Annotated in this window: 17 protein-coding genes; 7 read left to right on the top strand and 10 right to left on the bottom strand. The window is 68.1% G+C overall.

All coding sequences use genetic code 11. The features are described 5' to 3' along the window. Positions 1 to 41 precede the first annotated feature (41 nt). Positions 42 to 1,187 (top strand): acyl-CoA dehydrogenase family protein, encoded by a 1,146-nt coding sequence (locus O3I_RS15735; RefSeq protein WP_014983924.1) that lies wholly within the window; start codon positions 42 to 44, stop codon positions 1,185 to 1,187. A 28-nt stretch (positions 1,188 to 1,215) separates the two neighbouring features. Here O3I_RS15735 and O3I_RS15730 read toward each other — a convergent pair whose 3' ends face one another. After that, a complete protein-coding gene (locus tag O3I_RS15730; RefSeq protein WP_148282690.1) occupies positions 1,216 to 2,880 on the bottom strand; it encodes a hypothetical protein in 1,665 nt (554 codons plus the stop codon). Between the two features lie 561 nt (positions 2,881 to 3,441). Between O3I_RS15730 and O3I_RS15725 the strand changes: the two genes are divergently transcribed. Genes O3I_RS15725 through O3I_RS42655 form a run of 5 tightly spaced genes read left to right on the top strand, consistent with a single transcriptional unit; the run spans position 3,442 to position 7,945 of the window. After that, on the top strand, positions 3,442 to 4,536 hold the full coding sequence (locus O3I_RS15725; protein WP_014983922.1) for a glycosyltransferase: 1,095 nt from the start codon (positions 3,442 to 3,444) through the stop codon (positions 4,534 to 4,536). Beyond that, positions 4,533 to 5,648 (top strand): glycosyltransferase, encoded by a 1,116-nt coding sequence (locus tag O3I_RS15720; protein ID WP_014983921.1) that lies wholly within the window; start codon positions 4,533 to 4,535, stop codon positions 5,646 to 5,648. Before O3I_RS15725 ends, O3I_RS15720 begins: the two co-directional genes overlap by 4 nt. Continuing rightward, on the top strand, positions 5,645 to 6,646 hold the full coding sequence (locus tag O3I_RS15715; RefSeq protein WP_014983920.1) for a glycosyltransferase: 1,002 nt from the start codon (positions 5,645 to 5,647) through the stop codon (positions 6,644 to 6,646). Before O3I_RS15720 ends, O3I_RS15715 begins: the two co-directional genes overlap by 4 nt. Next, entirely contained in the window at positions 6,643 to 7,497 is an 855-nt protein-coding gene (locus O3I_RS15710; protein ID WP_041562637.1) for a glycosyltransferase family 2 protein, read from the top strand. Before O3I_RS15715 ends, O3I_RS15710 begins: the two co-directional genes overlap by 4 nt. Before the next feature lie 10 nt (positions 7,498 to 7,507). Beyond that, complete coding sequence (locus O3I_RS42655) at positions 7,508 to 7,945, top strand: F0F1 ATP synthase subunit epsilon (protein ID WP_014983918.1); 438 nt, start codon at positions 7,508 to 7,510, stop codon at positions 7,943 to 7,945. A gap of 9 nt (positions 7,946 to 7,954) precedes the next feature. Here the strand turns inward: O3I_RS42655 and O3I_RS15700 are convergent, their stop codons facing one another. Beyond that, entirely contained in the window at positions 7,955 to 8,314 is a 360-nt protein-coding gene (locus O3I_RS15700) for a hypothetical protein (protein ID WP_014983917.1), read from the bottom strand. Between the two features lie 193 nt (positions 8,315 to 8,507). Here O3I_RS15700 and O3I_RS15695 point away from each other — a divergent pair, with 193 nt between their 5' ends. Then, complete coding sequence (locus O3I_RS15695) at positions 8,508 to 8,813, top strand: hypothetical protein (RefSeq protein ID WP_014983916.1); 306 nt, start codon at positions 8,508 to 8,510, stop codon at positions 8,811 to 8,813. A 27-nt stretch (positions 8,814 to 8,840) separates the two neighbouring features. On the opposite strand, the gene O3I_RS15690 is transcribed toward O3I_RS15695, so the two are convergent. The 8 genes from O3I_RS15690 to O3I_RS15655 are packed head-to-tail and all read right to left on the bottom strand — an operon-like array spanning position 8,841 to position 18,292. Continuing rightward, the gene (locus O3I_RS15690) at positions 8,841 to 10,184 is read right to left on the bottom strand and encodes a cation:proton antiporter (RefSeq protein ID WP_014983915.1); all 1,344 of its coding nucleotides are present in this window, start codon (positions 10,182 to 10,184) and stop codon (positions 8,841 to 8,843) included. Between the two features lie 36 nt (positions 10,185 to 10,220). Next, complete coding sequence (locus O3I_RS15685) at positions 10,221 to 11,462, bottom strand: ATP-grasp domain-containing protein (protein WP_014983914.1); 1,242 nt, start codon at positions 11,460 to 11,462, stop codon at positions 10,221 to 10,223. Between the two features lie 20 nt (positions 11,463 to 11,482). Beyond that, a complete protein-coding gene (locus O3I_RS15680; RefSeq protein WP_014983913.1) occupies positions 11,483 to 12,730 on the bottom strand; it encodes a methylaspartate mutase in 1,248 nt (415 codons plus the stop codon). Between the two features lies 1 nt (position 12,731). Further along, positions 12,732 to 14,216: a hypothetical protein gene (locus O3I_RS15675; protein WP_014983912.1), complete on the bottom strand. Its 1,485-nt coding sequence runs from the start codon at positions 14,214 to 14,216 to the stop codon at positions 12,732 to 12,734. Beyond that, positions 14,213 to 15,451, bottom strand: coding sequence for an ATP-grasp domain-containing protein (locus O3I_RS15670; protein WP_014983911.1), 1,239 nt, complete (start codon positions 15,449 to 15,451; stop codon positions 14,213 to 14,215). Before O3I_RS15670 ends, O3I_RS15675 begins: the two co-directional genes overlap by 4 nt. Beyond that, entirely contained in the window at positions 15,451 to 15,939 is a 489-nt protein-coding gene (locus O3I_RS42650) for a cobalamin B12-binding domain-containing protein (protein ID WP_014983910.1), read from the bottom strand. The genes O3I_RS15670 and O3I_RS42650 overlap by 1 nt, the downstream gene beginning before the upstream one ends. Then, positions 15,936 to 17,183: an MFS transporter gene (locus O3I_RS15660; RefSeq protein ID WP_014983909.1), complete on the bottom strand. Its 1,248-nt coding sequence runs from the start codon at positions 17,181 to 17,183 to the stop codon at positions 15,936 to 15,938. The genes O3I_RS42650 and O3I_RS15660 overlap by 4 nt, the downstream gene beginning before the upstream one ends. Further along, complete coding sequence (locus tag O3I_RS15655) at positions 17,180 to 18,292, bottom strand: LLM class flavin-dependent oxidoreductase (RefSeq protein ID WP_014983908.1); 1,113 nt, start codon at positions 18,290 to 18,292, stop codon at positions 17,180 to 17,182. The genes O3I_RS15660 and O3I_RS15655 overlap by 4 nt, the downstream gene beginning before the upstream one ends. Positions 18,293 to 18,857 lie beyond the last annotated feature (565 nt).

Raw genomic sequence — 18,857 nt, 5'->3', positions numbered from 1 at the left:
ACATATATTCCAGCGCCGGCGCCCGAACCAAAGGAGACTCGATGGCCGCCTACCGGTCGAGTTGGATGAACGACGACCTCGACGCGCTGCGCGAGCTCGCCCAGGCCTTCTTCGCGAAAGAGGTCACGCCGAACATCGAGAAATTCATCGACCAGCATCACGTCGACCGTGACCTGTGGACCAAGGCGGGCGAACTCGGCCTGCTCTGCCTGTCCATTCCCGAGGAATACGGCGGCGGCGGTGGCACTTTCGCGCACGAGGCGGTGCTGATCGAGGAGCAGGCCAAGGCCCTCGACACCGCTTGGGGCGCCAGCCTGCACAACGGCATCGTCGCGCACTACCTGCTCGCCTACGGCACCGAGGAGCAGAAACGGCAGTGGTTGCCGAAGATGGCCACCGGCGAGGTGGTCGGCGCGATCGCGATGACCGAGCCCGGCACCGGCTCGGACCTGCAGAACATCAAGACCAAGGCGGTCCGCGAGGGCGACGAGTACGTCGTCAACGGATCCAAGACCTTCATCACCAACGGCGCACAGGCCGACCTCATCATCGTGGTCGTCAAGACCGATGCCACGCAGGGCGCCGCGGGTGTCAGCCTGGTACTCGTCGAGGCCGAGCGGGCCGGGTTCCGGCGCGGCCGGGTGCTCGACAAGATCGGCCAGAAAGGCCAGGACACCTCGGAGCTGTTCTTCGAGGACGTTCGCGTTCCGGTGACCAACCTGCTGGGTACCGCCGAAGGCCAGGGCTTCGTCCAGCTGATGCAGCAGCTGCCGCAGGAGCGCCTGATCATCGCGGTCGGCGCGGTGGCGGGCATGGAAACCGCACTGGCGCACACGATCCGCTACACCAAGGAGCGCGAAGCGTTCGGCCGCACCATCTTCGGCTTCCAGAACACCAAGTTCAAGCTCGCCGAGGTCGCGACCGAGACCAAGATCGCGCGCGTGTTCACCGACGACTGCATCGTCAAACACATTGCGGGCGAACTCGATATCGCCACCGTCGCGATGGCCAAGTGGTGGACCACCGAGCGCGCGATGTCGGTCGCCAGTGAATGCCTGCAACTGCACGGCGGTTACGGCTACATGACCGAGTACCCGATCTCCCGCATGTGGGTGGACAACCGGGTGCAGATGATCTACGCGGGCACCAACGAGATCATGAAGGAGATCATCGCCCGGACGTTGTGAGCGACACCGCCCGCGGTGGTCCGGTCGATCAGCTTCCCGGGGTCTGTCCCGGCCGCAGGGCCGGACCGCAGGAATCGGAGGCGCGGAAGCCGGGCCACAGCGGCGGTAATACCCGGCCCGCGTAGTCACGCAGCTGTTGCAGTTGGTTCTCCGCGCGCACCACGTCTTTGCGGACCCAGTCCTCGTCCGGTCGGTCCGGGTCCGGGGAGCGGTGGATCCGGTAGTAGTCGCGCTCGATTCGCGGATCGACGGTGATCTGGTTGCCCATCCAGCCGCCGTGCGTGTGCACGAAGGTGGGTTCGATCTCGTCGAAAATGTAGTCGCTGAGATCGGTGTGGTCCTCGCCCGCATAGATATTCGCGATCCGGGCCTCGACCAGCCCGGCCATATCGATCAGCCGCAACCGCGACGTCAGCGAGCTGCCGCCCATGTCGGGGGTGAACAACGACCCTTGGTCGAGCTCCAGGATATCGGCGTAGCCGTTGAAGACCTCACCGAAGCGCAAGACGATCCAGCACAGCGGCACATCGGAATTCGCGCGATACGAGCCGGACGCGTCGGCGAACGCGACGCCCGACGGGATCAGCGCGCCGACGAGGGCGAGCACGACCAGAACCCGGCGGTACAGGTGCAGCTTCGCCAGCAGCTCGCCCGCCGAGATCGCGAAGACGAGGGCGCCGAGCGCCCACACCGGGGTGGCGAAGCGGAACTGCGCCATCCAATCCGGCTCCAGCACACAGTAAGCGACCATCGCCAGGGCCAGTGGCACCAGCAGCGCGACGGCGCCGTCACGCCACTTCCCCGGCGATGCCAGGGCGAGCCCCACCACGCCGACCGCCAGGATGACGGCGGGGGCACCGGCGTACTGCACCAGATCGCCGATCCGGCTCAGGTCTTGCACACTGGGCATTTCCTGGTTCTTCGCGACCGCCGTGTTCGCGACCAGCCTGCCGAACTCGCTGTAGCGCCACACCAGGTAGGCCCCGAACGGAAGCGCGAACGCCAGACCCGAGTAGAGCACCCCGCGCAGCGCGGCGGTCCACGTCGCGCGCCGCACCAGCAGCAGCGAAATCGCGGGGTAGGCAACGAGATAGATGAGGCCGTCCGGGCGGGTCAAGGCCGCGAATGCCGCTATCGCCCCGGCGAGCACGGCTGCCTTGGGCGTCCACAACCGCTCGTCCAGCACGGCGAGAAACAGGTGCACCGCCAGCGCGCACGCCGCCAGCGCGAACAACGAGTTCTCCAGCCCGGAGAAGCACCAGATCACGAACGACGGGATCGCGGCCAGCAGCACCCCCGCCGCGAAGGTGACCAGCGCGGGCCAGCGCGAGACCCGCCGGGCCGCGAGATAGCAGGCGGCGAGAATGCCCGCACAGCACAGCAGCGCAACCGCTTTCGGGTACAGCACGTAGTCGGGCACGCCGAAGATGCTGCCGCGGTCGAAGAGTCCACACCAGGACCCCACCACGAGCACGAAAAGCCAAGTGGGATTGGAGAACCCTTCCACGGGTGGCGCGCCCGGTTGCAGTACCGGCCCCAGACCCGCGGCGACACTGCGGGCGTAGGCGAACGTGATGCCCGCGTCGTCGACCATCCAGCTGCCGTATTTGCTCGCCCGCCAGCCCAGTACCAGGGTGCCGCCCGCGATCGCCGCCACCGCGGCCCACCACGACCAGCCCCCTCGTTGCCGCAAGCCTGCCCACCAGTCGACCGAAGCTTGCAACCGCGTTCTCAACACCCCAACCAATCCGTGAACCGGCCGCCAAACTTACCCGACCGGTGCCGACTGATCAGCACCGGTGCGGGCAACTACTCGGCTGAGGCGCTACCGGAGTCGGTCAGTAGCGCGGGCGATCATCGCGCCCGTCATCGTCGGCGTTATACGCCTCGTTCCAGTTATCGGAGGCGGCACCATCCGGCCCCGGATCCTGTAGCACAGTCGTCATTTCGATTCACCTCCTTCCGTCGACACGCGATGCCGGGGTCTGGGGCATTCGAACTCTGCACGCTGGACATCGCAGAGCTACCCGCGCAACCGGTCGGTAAACGATGGGTCCGCCACCGCGTACGCGCGTCGACCACCTCGGTTTGCTCGAGAAAACCCCGGGTAGATCGGCATCGACTCAGCCACATGATCGTCTGGAAAGGGGTGCAATGCCATGCAGATCGACACAGGTAGGCCGCCCGTTCACCACGATGTCGGCATCGGTGTCCAGCTCGGCTACGAGGCGGTTCACTACGCCGGGACCTCGGTATGACCGCCGTCGCCGACGCGCGAACGCAGGCACGGATCGCGACACTGCGCGTCGCGTCGGTGCCTGCCTCACACGTCTACGTCCGGCACCTGGCCCCGCTCGACGGGGCCGACGGGGTTGTGCGGCTACCGGATCCGCGACCGGCCGACGGCCGCACGGTGCCGGGCGGTTGGTGGCCACCGGTCATGCTCGATCCGCAGTGGATCCGGCACAACCACCAGCGCTTCGATGTCTTCCACGTGCATTTCGGCTTCGACTCGGTACCGACCGAGGTGCTCGCCGATATCATCGGTGAGCTGCGCGAGCACGGCAAGCCGCTGGTCTACACCGTGCACGATCTGCGCAACCCACACCAGCCCGATCCGCGCCCGCATCGCGAACAGCTGGACGTGCTGATTCCGGCCGCCGACGAGATCATCACGCTCACCCCGTCGGCGGCGGCACAGATCGAACGGTACTGGGGCCGAACGCCGCAGGTACTGAGCCACCCGCACGTGGTGGAACGCGAGCTGATCGAGGCGCCGCGCCGGAGCGGACCGTTCGTACTCGGCGTGCACGCGAAAAGCCTGCGCGCCAACATGGATCCGCTGCCGATCCTCGAGGTGCTCGCCGAGACGATCGCGACACTGCCCGACGCGCGGTTGCGCATCGATCTGCACGACGAACTGTTCGATCCGGAAAACCATTGGTACAACCCGACCGCGGGCGCGGCCCTGGTGGATTTCGGCCGCAGGCCCGGTGTGTCGGTCCGGTTACACGAGTACTTCACCGACGACCAACTGTGGCAGTACCTTTCGTCGCTGACGGTCTCACTGCTGCCGTACCGATTCGGCACCCACTCGGGCTGGCTGGAGGCCTGCTACGACCTGGGTACCGCGGTCGTCGCGCCGAGCTGCGGCTGCTACGCCGAGCAACGCCGGTGCGCGGTGTTCGGTTTCGACGAGACCCACTTCGACGCCGCCGCCCTGGATCGCGCGGTGCGCACGGTGTACGAGCGTCGCGCCGATCGTGCGGACTGGACCACGCGCCGGGTCGAGCGCACCGCGCTGGCGGCGGCGCACCGCGGCATCTACGAGCAGGCGCTGTCCCGATGACCACGGACGAAAGTTGTTTGTCCATCGCACTACTCGCCTCCAACCGGCATCCGATCACCCAGCCCTTCGCCGGCGGGCTCGAAGCGCACGTGTGGCATCTGGCCCGCGCCCTGCAAGCGCGCGGTCACCGGGTGACGCTGTTCGCCGCCGACGGCAGTGATCGAACAGCGGCGAGCGCGGCCGTGCGGGTGCGCGCCTTCAGCCCGAGCACCGCGGCAGCCGCCGACGCCTCGATGCTGCCGCGGCAATTCCTCGCCGACCATCACGCCTACCTGACCGTGATGACCGACCTCGGCGCCATCGGGCCCACCTCGTTCGACGTGATCCACAATCACAGCCTGCACTACCTGCCGGTCGCCATGGCGCCCGCGCTGGGCGTCCCGATGCTGACCACGCTGCACACACCGCCGACGCCCTGGCTCGAGTCGGCCCTCGATGTCAGCAAGGGCCTCGGTTCGGCCTTCGTCGCCGTCAGCAGACATACCGCGCAGTCCTGGCGACACGTCGTGCGCCGGGTCGGCGTCGTCGCCAACGGGATCGACCTGCGCGCGTGGCCGCAGGGGCCCGGCGGCACCGACCTGGTCTGGTTCGGGCGACTGACGCCCGAGAAGGGCGCGCATCTCGCGATCGCCGCCGCGCGGCGCGCCGGACGGCGGCTGCACCTGGCCGGCCCGATCAGCGACGCCGGCTACTTCCACGCGACGATCGCGCCGCGACTAGACGAAAACACGATCTACCACGGTCATCTCGACCAGACCGCGCTGGCCGGCCTGGTCGGCTCGTGCACGGCCGCACTGATCACCCCGCTGTGGGACGAACCGTACGGCCTGGTCGTCGCGGAAGCCCTGGCCTGCGGCACCCCGGTCGTCGCGTTCGAGCGCGGCGGGATCCCGGAGATCGTGGATCCGGCGTGTGGCCGGCTGGTCGCGCCCGGTGACATCGAGGCCATGGCCGCCGCGGTCGCGTCGGCCGCGACATTCTCGCGGGCCGCCGCGCGGGCCCGGGCGGTGGCGGCGTGCGGCATCACCACCATGGTCGACAACTACCTACAGCACTACCGGCGTCTCGTCGCCGCCGCGACCTACTCCGAAACCCGGAAGGGGGCAGCATGATCGGCTACTACATTCATCATCACGGCGCGGGTCACCTGATCCGGGCGCGCACCATCTGCGCCGAACTCGCCACGCCCGTCACCGCTCTCACGTCGCTGCCGGTCGCGGACCCGGCGTTCGCGGACAGTGTGCGGCTGCCACCGGACGATTCGGCCCCGGCCGTGCTCGATCCCACCGCCTCGGGTCGCCTGCACTGGGTGCCCAAAACCGATGCGGGACTGCGTGACCGGATGGCGCGGATCGCGAACTGGATCGCCACCGAACGACCCGCGGCCCTCGTGGTGGACGTCTCCGTGGAGGTCGCGCTGCTGGCCAGGCTGCACGGCATACCCGTCGTCGCCATGGTGCTACCGGGCACCCGCGTCGACGCACCGCACAACCTCGTGCACGATCTGGCCGACGCCCTCCTCGCCACCTGGCCGCAGGCGCGCTACGACCCACCCTGGCTGCGGGCCTACGCGGACAAGACCCACTACGTCGGCGGGGTGAGCCGCTTCGCGGGACAGCCGCCCGCCGCCCCCCGCGATATCGTGGCCCGCCCGACCGTGCTCGTACTCGCCGGTGCCGGGGGCAGCCGGTTCACCGCGGCGACCATCCGCGAGTGCGCCGCTCGACATCGGCAATATCGCTGGCGCACGGCCGGTTTGGGTGACTGGGTGGACGATCCCTGGCCGCTGCTGTGCGATGCAGACGTCGTCGTCGCGCACGCCGGGCAGGGCGCGGTCGCCGATATCGCCGCCGCCGCCAAACCCGCCGTACTCATTCCCGCGGACCGTCCGTTCGGCGAACAGCACGCCACCGCGACGGCGCTCGCCGACGCCGGACTCGCCGTCGTCGTCGACGCGTGGCCGGCACCGGACCGGTGGCCCGCGCTGATCGAGGCGGCCCGGCGCACGAACGCCGGACGCTGGCGGGAGTGGCGCACCCACGGCGCGGCGGCGCGCGCGGCCGCCGTCATCGAACGGGTGGCCCGCGCTGCCACCCGGGCCGCGGCATGACTCCCCCGACCACCGTCGTCACCCTGGCGGCGGGACGAACCGGTCACCTGCGCAACCAGTTTCGCGGTCTCGCCGCGAGCACCATCCAGCCGGACGAGCACATCGTGGTGGCCATGGGCGATCCCGCCGTCCTCGACCTCGCCCGCCGGCACGGCGCGCACGGCGTCTGGCTGGACGCGTGGACGCCCCGGCTGCCCCTGGCCCGGGCACGCAATCTAGGAGCCAGGACGGCGCTCGCGCGGGGCGCGGAACTGCTGGTCTTCCTCGACGTGGACTGTATTCCGAGTCCCGGGCTGCTCGCCCGCTACCAAGCCGCGGCGGACGCCGAGCCACGGCTGCTGTGCGGGCCCGTGACCTACCTCCCGCCCGCCCCGCCCGGCGGCTACGACCTGTCCGCGCTGCACCGGCAGCGCGACCCGCATCCGGCGCGACCGGACCCACCGGCGCGAACCCACGCCGACAGCACGGATTTCGACCTGTTCTGGTCGCTCTCGTTCGCGATGACCGCCGAGACCTGGCGCCGGGTGGGCGGCTTCTGCACCCGCTATCGGGGTTACGGCGGCGAAGACACCGACTTCGCCTACAAGGCGGCGGCCGTGGGCGCGCGCCTGCGCTGGGTGGGCGGCGCGGACGCCTATCATCAACACCACCCGGTCTCGGACCCGCCGATCGAACACCTCGACGAAATACTCGCCAACGCAACAACTTTCCATCGTCGCTGGTCGCGCTGGCCGATGCGGGGCTGGCTCGACGGCTTCGCCGCCGCCGGGCACATCGCCTACGACGACGCGGCGCAGCGCTGGAACCTGGTCCGCACACCCGTCGACAGCACTGCCGTCGGACATCGATAGGAGGTCAGCAATGCAACGGAGTTCCGGCCGCGACCCGCGGTTGCGCACCGCCCGAGGTCTGGCGGTCGTCCTGGAGGTGCCCGGTTACCGGGAATTCGTCTTCAGTGCCGACCGGGTGCGGGTGCCCACCGTCGACGGCGTCCAGGTGCTCGAGCCGGGCCACGACCGGATGGACGTGGCCCTCGACATCGGGGTGCTCACGGTGCGGGCGGGCGCGCGGGAGTGGCTGGCGGCGCTGCACGGTGGCGAGCTACGCGCGGTCGACGACGAGATCCGCTTGACGGCACAGGGATTGGAGTTCGCGGAACGTATCGATGTGGTCCGCGCACGCACCGCGCAGACCGACGCGGCCCAGCGGCTGACCGATGATCGCTCGGATGATGCGGCCCGAGCGGCCCTGCAGCGCGCGAATGTTCGGCTCGCGGTCGCGGCGCGCGTGCACTGCTGAGCGGGCCGCTCAAGTCGCGACCGCACCGCCGCCGATGCTCAGGAAGACGGTCATGAGCACGAACAGGAACCAGCCCGCGCCCTGCCAGATCGGCCAGTTCCGGCCGCGCCGCCACTGCTGATACGTCCGGATGAAGGCGCCGATGCCACCGAGCAGGACTATCGCGGCGGGACCGGCCAGCACCGCGGTCTTGGCGGTGGTGTCACACAGCGTGCTCGCCGCGGCCGCACAGGCCGCCCGATTCGCCGCCCACACGGTGGTCGCCACGAACACCGCCGCGGCCACACCCAGCACCGCCAGCACATAGGCCGCGGCCTGGCGGAACGTACCTTCGTCGGTCCAGCGCTTCTCGACGTCCTCGGTCCGCACCGTACCCACCTCCTGTCGAATCGACTGTTTCGCCGCCTGTTCAGGCACTACCCGGTGGGCTGCCGTCAAACAGGGCGGGTGCGGTGGCCGTGCGCATGACCGCAATCACAACGGGTTCTGCCGCAACGCCTGATTGCGCGGACCGAGGCCGGGTAGCGCGTGACTGTGCCCAACCCGACAAGCGAGGAGGATCATGGTCAGCCACGACGTCATCGCCCAGCTCCGCCAGGACATCACGACCGCGGAGAACGCGGGTGACCAAGCCGCCACCGATCGCCTGCGCGCGGAACTTAGCGACGCGATCGACGCACTCGACAACACCGATTCCGGCGCGGGAAACGCCGGTGGTCTCGCCGGTACCGGTGCCGCACCGCAACCGTCCGACGCGCCCCGGCGCGCGGCCGTCGATCTCGGTCCGGGGAGCTACGACGGCACCGACGACCTTCCAGCCAATATCCCGGGCGCGATCCCCGAGGACGCGCAGGAGCCGCCGGATTGAGTTCGTCATGGCGATCGGCTAGCCGCCTCAGGACGCTGCGCGCTGCGGCAGTTCCTCATGTTCGGGTTCGATGCCGCGGCGGCGCAGGTCGTCGCCCGAGAGCAGCGGCCAGCCTTTACGCAGGACGTAGTCCAGCCAGAAACCGCAGGCCTGGGACGTCAGGACGGCGGTGAGGACCAGCGTGGTGTAGAAGGTGGCGTTGATGATGCCCGCGTCGAAGGCGACCGAGGCCATCACGATGCCCGGTCCCCCGCGCGCGTTCTGCGTGACGGCGAGATTGACGATGTCGAGGCGGTTCATCCCGGCCAGTTTGGCGCCGAGGCCGACGGACAGGAACACCACCAGCGAGGTACCGAGCAGGAACCCCGCGACCATGAGCGGATCGAAGGTCTTGGTCAGGTCGAGCCGGTAACCGACGATGGCGAAGTAGAGCGGGACGAAGAAGTGCCCCGCCACCTCCCCCAGCGAATGCATGGGTGCCTGAAACCGTTCCTGCTCTGTGCCTTTCATCCCGCCCATGACGCCGAACCCGGCCAGCAGGGCGGCGAAGGCGAGCGTCACGTCCAGTGCGGCCGCGAGCGAGACGTAGCCCAGGAAGACGACGAGCATCCACGCGATGGGCGAATCGCGCGCCACCACATTCCATCCCGCGCGCGAGAGCTTGCGCAACACTGCGGGCATGACGGTGAGCGCCAGCACCACGAAGCAGGCGTTCACCGCCATGTGCTCGCCGATGGTGGCGGTCAAATCGCCGCCCGTGGAGATCGAACTCGCCGCCGCGATCGCGGTGGCCACGGACAGCACCCCCCACAGGGCTATGTCCTCGAGCACGGCGGAGCCGAGTTGCAGGCTGGCGAACCGGGTGTGCAGGATGCCCAGGTCGTAGAAGATCTTGGTGATCACCGGGATCGAGGTCACCGCCGTGGCGGCCGCGAAGACGAGCACCACGGCGTGCGCGCTGCCCGCCGTGCCGGTGAACGCGTCGAGCGGCAGCAGCGGTGCGGCGCCGAGCGCGAGGAAGAACGGCAGCGGGGTGCCGATGCCCAGAATCCAGGCGGTGGCCCTGCGATTCTGCGCCCCCAGCAGATGCTTTGCGGCACAACCCGATACGAACATCAGCAGGAGCAACCCGAGGTGGTACAGGAAGCCGAGCAGCACCGCCCTGCTGGCCGCGTCGTCGGTGCCGAACAGCTCGGTCGCGACACCCGGCGCGAGCTGTCCGAGCACCGTTGGCCCGAGCAGTATTCCGGCCAGGATCTCGCCGACGACCTTGGGCTGACGCAGCTTACGGAACAGCTGCCCGAGCAGATTGGCCGCCAGCAGCAGCACCAGAACGGCCGGCAGGACCTGTCCGAGTTGCGGATTCGTCATCGAAACCTGCCGCCTTCCTGGCCGAGAGCGACGCGTCTACAGCAACTCGTGCTCGAGTCGCCGCAGCGCCTGATAGGACCGCTCGATCTCGGCAGCGTCCTCGTGTACGAGGAACACGACACCGGGCGAAGAGTTGAGATCGACCGTCGGCCTGGTCAACGCCTGATCACCGATCCGGAAGCGCACGCTCTCCACGGCGGGCAGCCGCTCGAGTTCGTCCCGGAGCGTCGGCGCGGGTAGCGGAACCTCTTGGTGTGCAATGAGATTCACACAGCGCGCGTGCTCGCGCCGGTCGTACACGGCCGGCTGAGTGGCCAGCGCGTTCCCGCCGCCGAGGTAGCAGTCCATCGTCAGGTCCACCTGATTCACCCCGGTGCACCGATCGAGGGCACGCGGATTGGCCAGGCCGGATAATCGCGCGCCGGTCTCCAGCAGCACCGGACCCGCTGCGGTATAGATCAATTCGGTGTGCGCGGGCCCGTTCACGATGCCCAGCGCGTCCAGCACGCCCGCGACGTAGGCGAGGATCTCGTCGAACCGCGGGTCCGACCGCGAGAGCAGATCCTCGTAGTCGTAGATCCTGCGGTTGTCCCGGACGGTCTTCTTGTGGCTGACCCAGGCATCGGTGAACCAGTGCATGCCGTCACGGCTGACGGAATTGACGATGTACTCCTCGCCCACCAGATACTCCTGGGCCAGCACCGCCGCGTTGGTCCGCAGCATCAGGTTCGTCTTGCCGATGATCGTCCGGACCGCCGTGCGCACCTGCGCCTCGGAATCGCTGATGAACACGTCGTCGGAGCCCGCGCTGTCGAGCGGCTTGACCACCATGCGTTCGAGCCCCGCCGCGCGCCGCCAGGCCAGCAGATCGGCCACCTCGCTGGTACGCCGCTGCCGCACCGTGCGCAGCCCCGCGGCGCCGACCGCCTCCAGCATATGGAACTTGTCCCGCCGCACATGCGACAGCGCCGGATCGTTGCCGCGCAGGCCCAATTTCGCGGCGATCTCGTCGGCCACCTCCACCCCGAACTCACTGGCCGCGATGACCGCGATCGGGGCGAGTTCGGCGAGCCTGCGCATGACGTCGTCGGCGTGGTCGGTGTAGGCGAAGTCCTCGGCGAACAGCTCGGCGGGCAGGCTCGCCGAGAAGGTCGCGGGCAGCCTGGCCCGGGACCGGACGTGGATCAGCCGGTACCGGTGCCAGGCTTGCAGGGCGAGCAGCGCGCCCGTGGAGAACGCGTCCACCAGGACCACAGTGGACGGATTGTCGTCGGACATCGAGCTTCCCATCTGGGTGTTCACGGAATCAGGCGGCTGTCATAGCTGTTCGCGACGTGGTCGAGCATCCCGTACAGCGCGTCGGAGCCGAGCCGGGCCAGATCGTCGCGACCCGCACTGGGCGGCAACGGAAGTCGTCCCAGTTCACCCCAGCGCAACGCGCCCTGCTCGTCGATCACGGTGGTCGCGGCGCCGAGGTTGTCGTTGTGCAGGCAGAACGGGACGTCGAGCAGCCCGGTGGCGAAGGCCCGCAGCAGCGCCTGCCCGACGTCGGCGTGCAGATCGAGCACCGTGTCGATGAGCAGGCGCGCCTCGGCGAGCACCTCGGCGAAGTACATGTCCGCGGCCGGGGAGGCCGGATCGAGCGGCCCGGCAGCCTCTTCCGCAGCCATCCGCAGGGCGGCGATGTTCTCCGGCACCGACGGAATCTGCCAGGCCTCCGACACCGTCTTCACGATCATCCGCTCGCAGCCCGTGGCGATGGCCAGCCGGGCGCTGTCGCGGATCAACCGGCTCGCGCCGTCCGGTGTGCGCGGGAACAACCCCATATAGGTGTAGAACACGACGTGCCAGGTCACATCGCCGAGATACTCGGCGGCCAGGGTTCGCAGCGCCCGCAGCGCGCCCCGATCTTGTTCGGCCAACGTCCCCTGGGCGTAGCTGAACGACATGTACCGCAACCCGTGCTGCCGGAAGAAGCAGCCCTCCAGTACACCCATCGCCACCAGCAGCGAGGGCGGGCAGAGCTGGCCGAGCAGACAACCCCCGAAACTCTCGATATGGCCGAATTCGGTAGCGCCGGCCAGGAACCGAGTGCTTTCCGCCCAAGCGTCGATGGCGTCCCGCAGCGGCAGCCTGCTGTAGGGCAGGCAGTACGAGACCGGCCCGCCCTCGGTCGCGTCCAGACCCACCTCGACCAGTCGCTCGAACACCCGCAGCGGCAGGGCGGTGCCGTGGCGCACCTGGACCGGAAAGGTCGGGCCGTAGAGCCCCGCGAGCAGCTTCCTGGTCTCCGCGACCGGGTGCGAGACGAGCGGGTATCCGTTCAGCTCCTCCCCCGCGGCCAGACGTTCGAGCGGCGTCCGGTAGTCGCCGACGCGGGTGTAGCTGTCCAGCGTGAGCGTGCCGATCACCGGGAAATCCAGGTAGGCCACCCGGGCGAGACCGGACCGCATCGCTGACAGGCTGCCGAACCCCATGCGCGGCTGGACCACCAGCTGCCCTGCCGCGGCCCGGCCCGCCACGAATCGATCGAAGTAGCCGGCCACGTCACCGGCCCGAGATCAGCTCTAGCGTCGGCAATCCGGAGCGCGGGTCCACCGTGTGCACCTGGGACTTGTGCGGATCGCCCGCGCGCACCTTGGCCATCACGGTGTCCCCTGCCGCGAAATCGACGAGGGCACTGCGATAGAGCGTGCGCAGATGGGCGACGGACAGCCCGGACACCTCCGTCAGCCACGCGGCGGCGCGGTCGTCGCTGGACTCGCCGCGCAGCACGGCGTGCAGGGCGGGCAGGTCGCCGAGCCGCTCGGGATGACAGCGTTCGACGAATTCCGCAAGGCGCGCACCCTCATTCGTGAACGGCGAGAAGACCAGCGCGACCAACGCGTCCTCGTCCAGCCCGAAGGCCTTGGCGGCGAACGCCGCGGCCACCTCCCGCCGTTCCACGATCTTGTCCGGCGAGTCGTAGCGGGCGAGGGCCAGCTCGATGAGCTGGTCGGGCATCTCCTTCTTGCGCATCATCGTCTCGGCGAACTCCAGGTACTCGGTGATGCCCGCCTGATAGGTGCGGCCCTCCACGTACTGCACCCGCAGGCCACGGATGTGTGCCATGAGAGTCGGGTTGGCGCAATCGGATTCGGTGAAGCTGAACGCCAGGTCGTCGAACCGGAAACCGAGGAAGTCGACGATCAGGTCCCAATGGTCGTGCACTCGATAGCTCACCAGGTCGTAGATGGAGACGAAGGTCGGCTGCACCGAGCGATCCCCCACCGCGACCTCACGCTCGGCCGGTTCCGGCTCGGCGGCGCCGAACAGCTCGTGGAAGTAGGCGTCGCCGACCCCGCGCAGCGCCTGCAGCAGGTCCTGGAACGTCATGCCCTTGCGCTGTACGTCGATGCCGATTCCCTTGGCCAGCCGCAGAATCCACGCCGCGTACAACGCCTGTTCCCGGCGCGAGTCGCCGGTCATGATCGCGTCGACCCCGCCTTGCCACCAGGCCGCGCGACCGTAGAAGTCGGCGACCGCGAGGTTGCAGCTGTTGCAGAAGGTGGGGCGGCCGTCGCCCGCCGAGCGGTGCCCGTTCATCAGCACGTCGAGCCGATTGATCGCCACCAGCTGGTCCGGCAGCGGCAGATCTACCCGGAAGCGGCGGATCTCGGTGTGGTCGATGGTGAGCAGTTCGGCCCGTTCGTCGGTCAGCAGACCCAGCGCCGAGTACACCCGGTCGATGTTCTCCATGACCGCGCCGACCACGCCGGCATGGCGCATGTTCGCCACCCGCATCAGGAACGTACTGCCGTGCGCGAGTTGCAGATGCAGCTGCACGGCACGCACGAACGCGACGACGTAGGTGCTGTCCTTGCCGCCGCCGTAGGCGACCATGACCTTGTAGCCGTCGAGGCGGTCCACCCCGCCCGCGGCCTCGACCAGCTTGTCGCCGACCGCCGCGACGCCGAGTTTCTCCTCCGCGGTGAGGAATCCGATCAGCTGCTCGTAGCGCGTCCGATCGTCGATACCATGTGCACTGTTCACAGCGATTCCGCCTCGAAGTCGAAGTTCTCGATGATCTTCCGGATGCCCGCCTCGACGACGTGCTCGTCCTCGTGCAGCAAGATGAATCGCCCACGGTGCAATGCGTCGTAGGCGCCGCCGGGCGCCAGCACCTGCCCCGGCTCGGGCAACAGCTCACGCCAGACCGCCGGCACCTGCTCCCGCATCGAGGACGCGCGCACCACCCGCTCGGCGTGCTTCTCGGATTTGGGCATGATCAGCCAACCCCCGGAGGCGTCGGCGTAGTCGGGAACCCGCGGGACCGGGTCGCCGGCGAGCGTCCGCAGGAACATTTCGTACAGGTTCACCCCGAAGACCCGGTACAGCAGGTGCGGAACCTCGGCGCCGCCCACCCGTCCGCCGATCTCCAGGAACACCGGATCACCCGCCGGTGTGATGAACACTTCGAGGTGAAAAGGCAAGCGGCGCAGGTCGAGTGCGGACACCACCTGCTGACAGAAGTCCTCGAGCATGGTCCGTCGCGGCGAGGAACGCAGCAGGACCGAGCCCAGCGGCTCGCCCTGCGCGAAGGACAAGCAGTCGTTGATGTACCGGGAGACGGCCTGGAACACGACGTGGGAGTGGTCGTCGACGAAACCGTCGATATGGTAGATCTCGCCCGCGATGAACTCCTCGACTTCGTATCCGGACAGGTCCAGAACATCCAGTGCCGCAGCGAGTTCCGCGTCGTCGTCCACCCGGCGCACACCGATGCTGGCAGCGGCGGCCAGCGGCTTGAGGATCAACGGATAGCCACAGTCGGCCGCGAACGTGCGTACCTGCTCGGCGCTCACACAGGAAGCGAAGCGCGGCACCGGGATTCCCGCCTTCTCCAGCACCTGCTTCATCCGGACCTTGTCCCGGTAGACCGCGACCTCGTCCAGCGACGGCCCGGGAATACCCAGTCGCGCACGGACTTCGGCCGCGATCTCCAGCGTGAATTCCGACAGCGCGATCAGCTCGTCCACCGGGCCGACCCGCTCGATGATCTCGTGCACGGCCGCACCGAGTGCCGCCACATCGTTGACGTCGGCGACCCGCACCTGCCAGGCGATCTTGCCCGGATCGATCAGCACGCCATCGGCACCGGGACCGTCCACGACGTAGCTCACCCGGTTCGCTTCGTGGTCGATGAACTCCTCGTAGCGGGTGAGTTCGTTGTCCCAGCGAATCCCGTCGAAGAACCGCGGCCACCGGTTGACGATGACGATATGCATCAGAAGACCTCTCGCGTTTCCGCGTTCTCGCTGTCCCACGGCGTGATTACGGCGCGATCCGCGCGCCAGGCCGAAAACCCTTGGGCCATACCGAAACGCAGGAAGCCGCGGAAGCGATCGATGGCGTCGTCACCGAGGAACACGTCGGTGTAGCCCAGCTCGAGCAGTTCGCGTCGCACCCGGTCGTCGTCGGACACCGCGGTGGTCAGCTTCCCGCCGATGGCGCACGGCACCTCGAGTCCGCGTTCGCGCAGTGCGGACAGCAACACCTGGGCGCCGTGGAACCCGTGACCGTTCACGCTCGACACGACCAGCAGGTCGGGGCGATCGGCGCGGATGGCCTCGGCCACGCTCTGCACCGGCGTGCACGTCCCGAGGTTGCGCACCTCGGCGCCGTGCTCCTCGAGCAGCTTCTGCAGATAGACCAGATTCCAGAGATGGGAATCGGATTCGACGGTGCTCAGTACGCACCGGAAAGTGGCGTTCATGTCACGACCTCGACGTTAGCGTTCTCGCGGGCCAGGAGTGCTTTACGGAAGCTGGCCATCGTCAACGGCAGGAATACCGCGCCGAACAGGCAGAGCAGGCAGCCCAGCCACAGCGCAAGTCGTTGGGGGCCGATGGTGGCGCCCAGGCCACCGATCAGCAGACCCGCGATCGGATAGGACAAAAGGTTGAGCAAATAGAACGGCCCCATCACCTTGCCGAGATGTTGGCCGGGGATCACCTTCACCCGCTGGGTGCGGTTGTAGATGTTGTAGAGCGCGGAGCCGACGAGCATCGCCACGAAGGCGGGCGCGTAGATCCAGTAGGAAGGGGCCAGCGCCGCGATCAAGAACGCGACGCACATCAGCCAGAAGCCGGTACCACCAATGGGTTCCACCCCGACGCGGCGCAGCAGCACGGGCATCAGCAGCAGATTCAGCAGCCCGGTGACGCCGACCGCGGCATTCAGCAGCCCGTACGCGGCGTCGGGCGCTTTGAAGACATCGGTGACCAGCGCGGCGTTCGACACGATCAACACCCCGACCACCAGATTGATGGTGAAGTTGAGGATGCCGAGCAGCAGGACCGGCCGGATCCGCACCATGAGTTGCCAGCCGATGGCCAACTCCGCCAGCACTTTTCGCGCCGCCCACTCGACCCGTTCCCGGGTCTGCGGGCGCGGCAGCGGCAGCCAGGTCAACGCGCTGATACCGAACGCGCCCGCCGCGACGAGCAGCAGCCAGAGCTTGCCGAGAAACGCCGCGGCCATGATCGCCAGGGCAGGCCCGAGCGCCATGGCGAGCAATTCCATGTTCTGCACCAGCGACTGCACCGTCGCGATCTGGGAATCCTTGGCCAGCTGCGGCACCATCCGCTCGATCGACATGCGGATGGGCGCCACGCACAGCGACAGGAACGCCCCGCCCGCCATCAACGCGGGCACCATCCAGTCGGGCTGGACCACGCAGACGAGCACGACGATCAGCAGGATGAGCGCGCGCAGTACCGCGACCCGGGTGAACAGTCTGGCCCCGCCGTCGCGGTCGGCAAGCATGCCCGCGAACGGGTAGGCGATGAGCGCGGGCACCCATTCCAGCGCGAACGCGAAGCCGAGGGTGGACACCTGCTTGGTGTCGTGAAAGATCAACAGCGGCACCGCGAACAGCACCACCTGTTCGGCGACCAGTCCGAGCAGAACACCGGTACCGAACAGCGCGCTGTGCCGCGGCACCGCTCGCGACGTCATGCCAACCGTCTCTCGTGTTCCCGGATCAGGGGCAGCACGTGGGTGTAGAAGATCCGCATCTCGTCCCTGGTCGGCCAGCCGGAGAAGATGAACTCGCTGACCCCGTGCGCCTTGTACTGGTAGAGGTAGTCGGCGACTTCCTGATAACTGCCGACCACACACAGCGCGGGTCCGCCGCGATACGGCACGAAACCGGAGTAGATCATCGGCGAGAGCCAGTCGCCGTCGGCCTGTTCGGCCAGCCGGAAGGAGGTCTTGACGGCCTCGGAGTCCGAGGCCGCGACCACCTTGGCGACCCACGCCTTGTGCGTCTCGTCCGGGTTCTCCTGCATGGCGGCCAGATCGGTGAGCGCCTGCTCCCGGGTCGCCCTGGCCAGCACGTGCATTCGGGTGCCGACCCGAATGCCTTTGTCCAGCACCGGCCTTGCCGCGGCGCCCATCCCCTCGGGGGTGTCGCCGTAGCGCAGCCAGCAGTCGCCGAACATGGCGGCCGTCTCCTGCGCGACCCCCGACGCGCCGCTCAGATAGATCTCGGGGCGGCCGCCGTCTTTGTAGCCGAGGCCGAGCGCCGCCTCCTTGATGACGTAGTGGTCGCCCTCGTAGGTCAGCGGCTTCTCGCCGCGCCAGAACCGATGGCAGATCTCGAGGAACTCCTGGGTGCGGGCGTAGCGTCCGTCGTGCGCGACGAAATCGCCGTAGCCCGCCTGCTCGGCCGGGGAGATGCCGGCGACCAGGTTCAGCGAGATCCGCCCGTTCGACATCCACGAGATCGTGTTCACCACCTGGGTGAACAGCGTCGGCGACAGCAGGCCGGGCCGGTAGGCCAGGATGAAGGTGACGTGCTCGGTCTCGCGGACCAGCGCGCCGATCATCGGCAGCGGATCGGGCATGTAGTCGGCGATGCCCATCAGCAGGGAGTCGACGCCCAGCGCGTCGGCCTCCTGCACGAAGGAGACCATGCCGTCGAAGTCGAGTTCGCCGACTCGATACTTCTCGGTGGCTTTCTGCTGCCCGCTGTCCAGCGGCGCACACCAGTGGAACCTCAACTCGCCCGGGTCGGCCGCACGGGTATGCGACAGCGGAGCAAAGTTCGTACGGTCGTAGTTCATTTTTATCGGGATTCACTTCCGGTATCTCAGCGGAGGCTGGAGAAGGTGCTCAGCATCAATTCAGACAACGACTGATCCAAGTCCACCCTCTCAGAATTCACACACCCGGAGCTGCACCCCCAGATGCTCCCGAAGGGAAGTCGCACCCCATTCCAACTCCCCGGCCCTGTTAAAGCCAAGTTACCTCGGACCACACCGACTGTCAAAGGGAAGCGAGAAACCCTCGCCACCTCGGATTCCGCAATTCGAGCGGAAATGATCTTGCGCGTCAGACCCCCCGGACGGGGGGTGGACAGGGCGATCTCCCAGGGGGAGAATGGGCCAGTGACCAGTGCATATGTAGCCAGTCCACGGGGAACGGGGGGTTCTATGAAAGCTTCCAAGCAATAGTTTCCTGCCAGCTAACCGCGTATTCGGATAAACGTTATCCCACAGCGGACCTATTGCATACGAGGGCGCGGGCGTAAATAAAAGGCGCAATGACGGACAGGCGGCTCGACGCTGGGGCTCGAGCACGCTTCCCGATAATTCCGCTACACCCGCACGGACTATCGAACGGATCGAA

Source organism: Nocardia brasiliensis ATCC 700358 (assembly GCF_000250675.2).
Lineage (GTDB): Bacteria > Actinomycetota > Actinomycetes > Mycobacteriales > Mycobacteriaceae > Nocardia > Nocardia brasiliensis_B.
Note: the sequence above shows the minus strand (reverse complement) of the source record. Positions and strands in the feature narration are given on the sequence as shown.

Coding starts and splice junctions, on each gene's coding strand:
- O3I_RS15735 (WP_014983924.1), top strand. CDS start 42: ATGGCCGCCTACCGGTCGAGTTGGATGAACGACGACCTCGACGCGCTG.
- O3I_RS15725 (WP_014983922.1), top strand. CDS start 3,442: ATGACCGCCGTCGCCGACGCGCGAACGCAGGCACGGATCGCGACACTG.
- O3I_RS15720 (WP_014983921.1), top strand. CDS start 4,533: ATGACCACGGACGAAAGTTGTTTGTCCATCGCACTACTCGCCTCCAAC.
- O3I_RS15715 (WP_014983920.1), top strand. CDS start 5,645: ATGATCGGCTACTACATTCATCATCACGGCGCGGGTCACCTGATCCGG.
- O3I_RS15710 (WP_041562637.1), top strand. CDS start 6,643: ATGACTCCCCCGACCACCGTCGTCACCCTGGCGGCGGGACGAACCGGT.
- O3I_RS42655 (WP_014983918.1), top strand. CDS start 7,508: ATGCAACGGAGTTCCGGCCGCGACCCGCGGTTGCGCACCGCCCGAGGT.
- O3I_RS15695 (WP_014983916.1), top strand. CDS start 8,508: ATGGTCAGCCACGACGTCATCGCCCAGCTCCGCCAGGACATCACGACC.
- O3I_RS15690 (WP_014983915.1), bottom strand. CDS start 10,184: ATGACGAATCCGCAACTCGGACAGGTCCTGCCGGCCGTTCTGGTGCTG.
- O3I_RS15685 (WP_014983914.1), bottom strand. CDS start 11,462: ATGTCCGACGACAATCCGTCCACTGTGGTCCTGGTGGACGCGTTCTCC.
- O3I_RS15670 (WP_014983911.1), bottom strand. CDS start 15,451: ATGCATATCGTCATCGTCAACCGGTGGCCGCGGTTCTTCGACGGGATT.
- O3I_RS42650 (WP_014983910.1), bottom strand. CDS start 15,939: ATGAACGCCACTTTCCGGTGCGTACTGAGCACCGTCGAATCCGATTCC.
- O3I_RS15660 (WP_014983909.1), bottom strand. CDS start 17,183: ATGACGTCGCGAGCGGTGCCGCGGCACAGCGCGCTGTTCGGTACCGGT.
- O3I_RS15655 (WP_014983908.1), bottom strand. CDS start 18,292: ATGAACTACGACCGTACGAACTTTGCTCCGCTGTCGCATACCCGTGCG.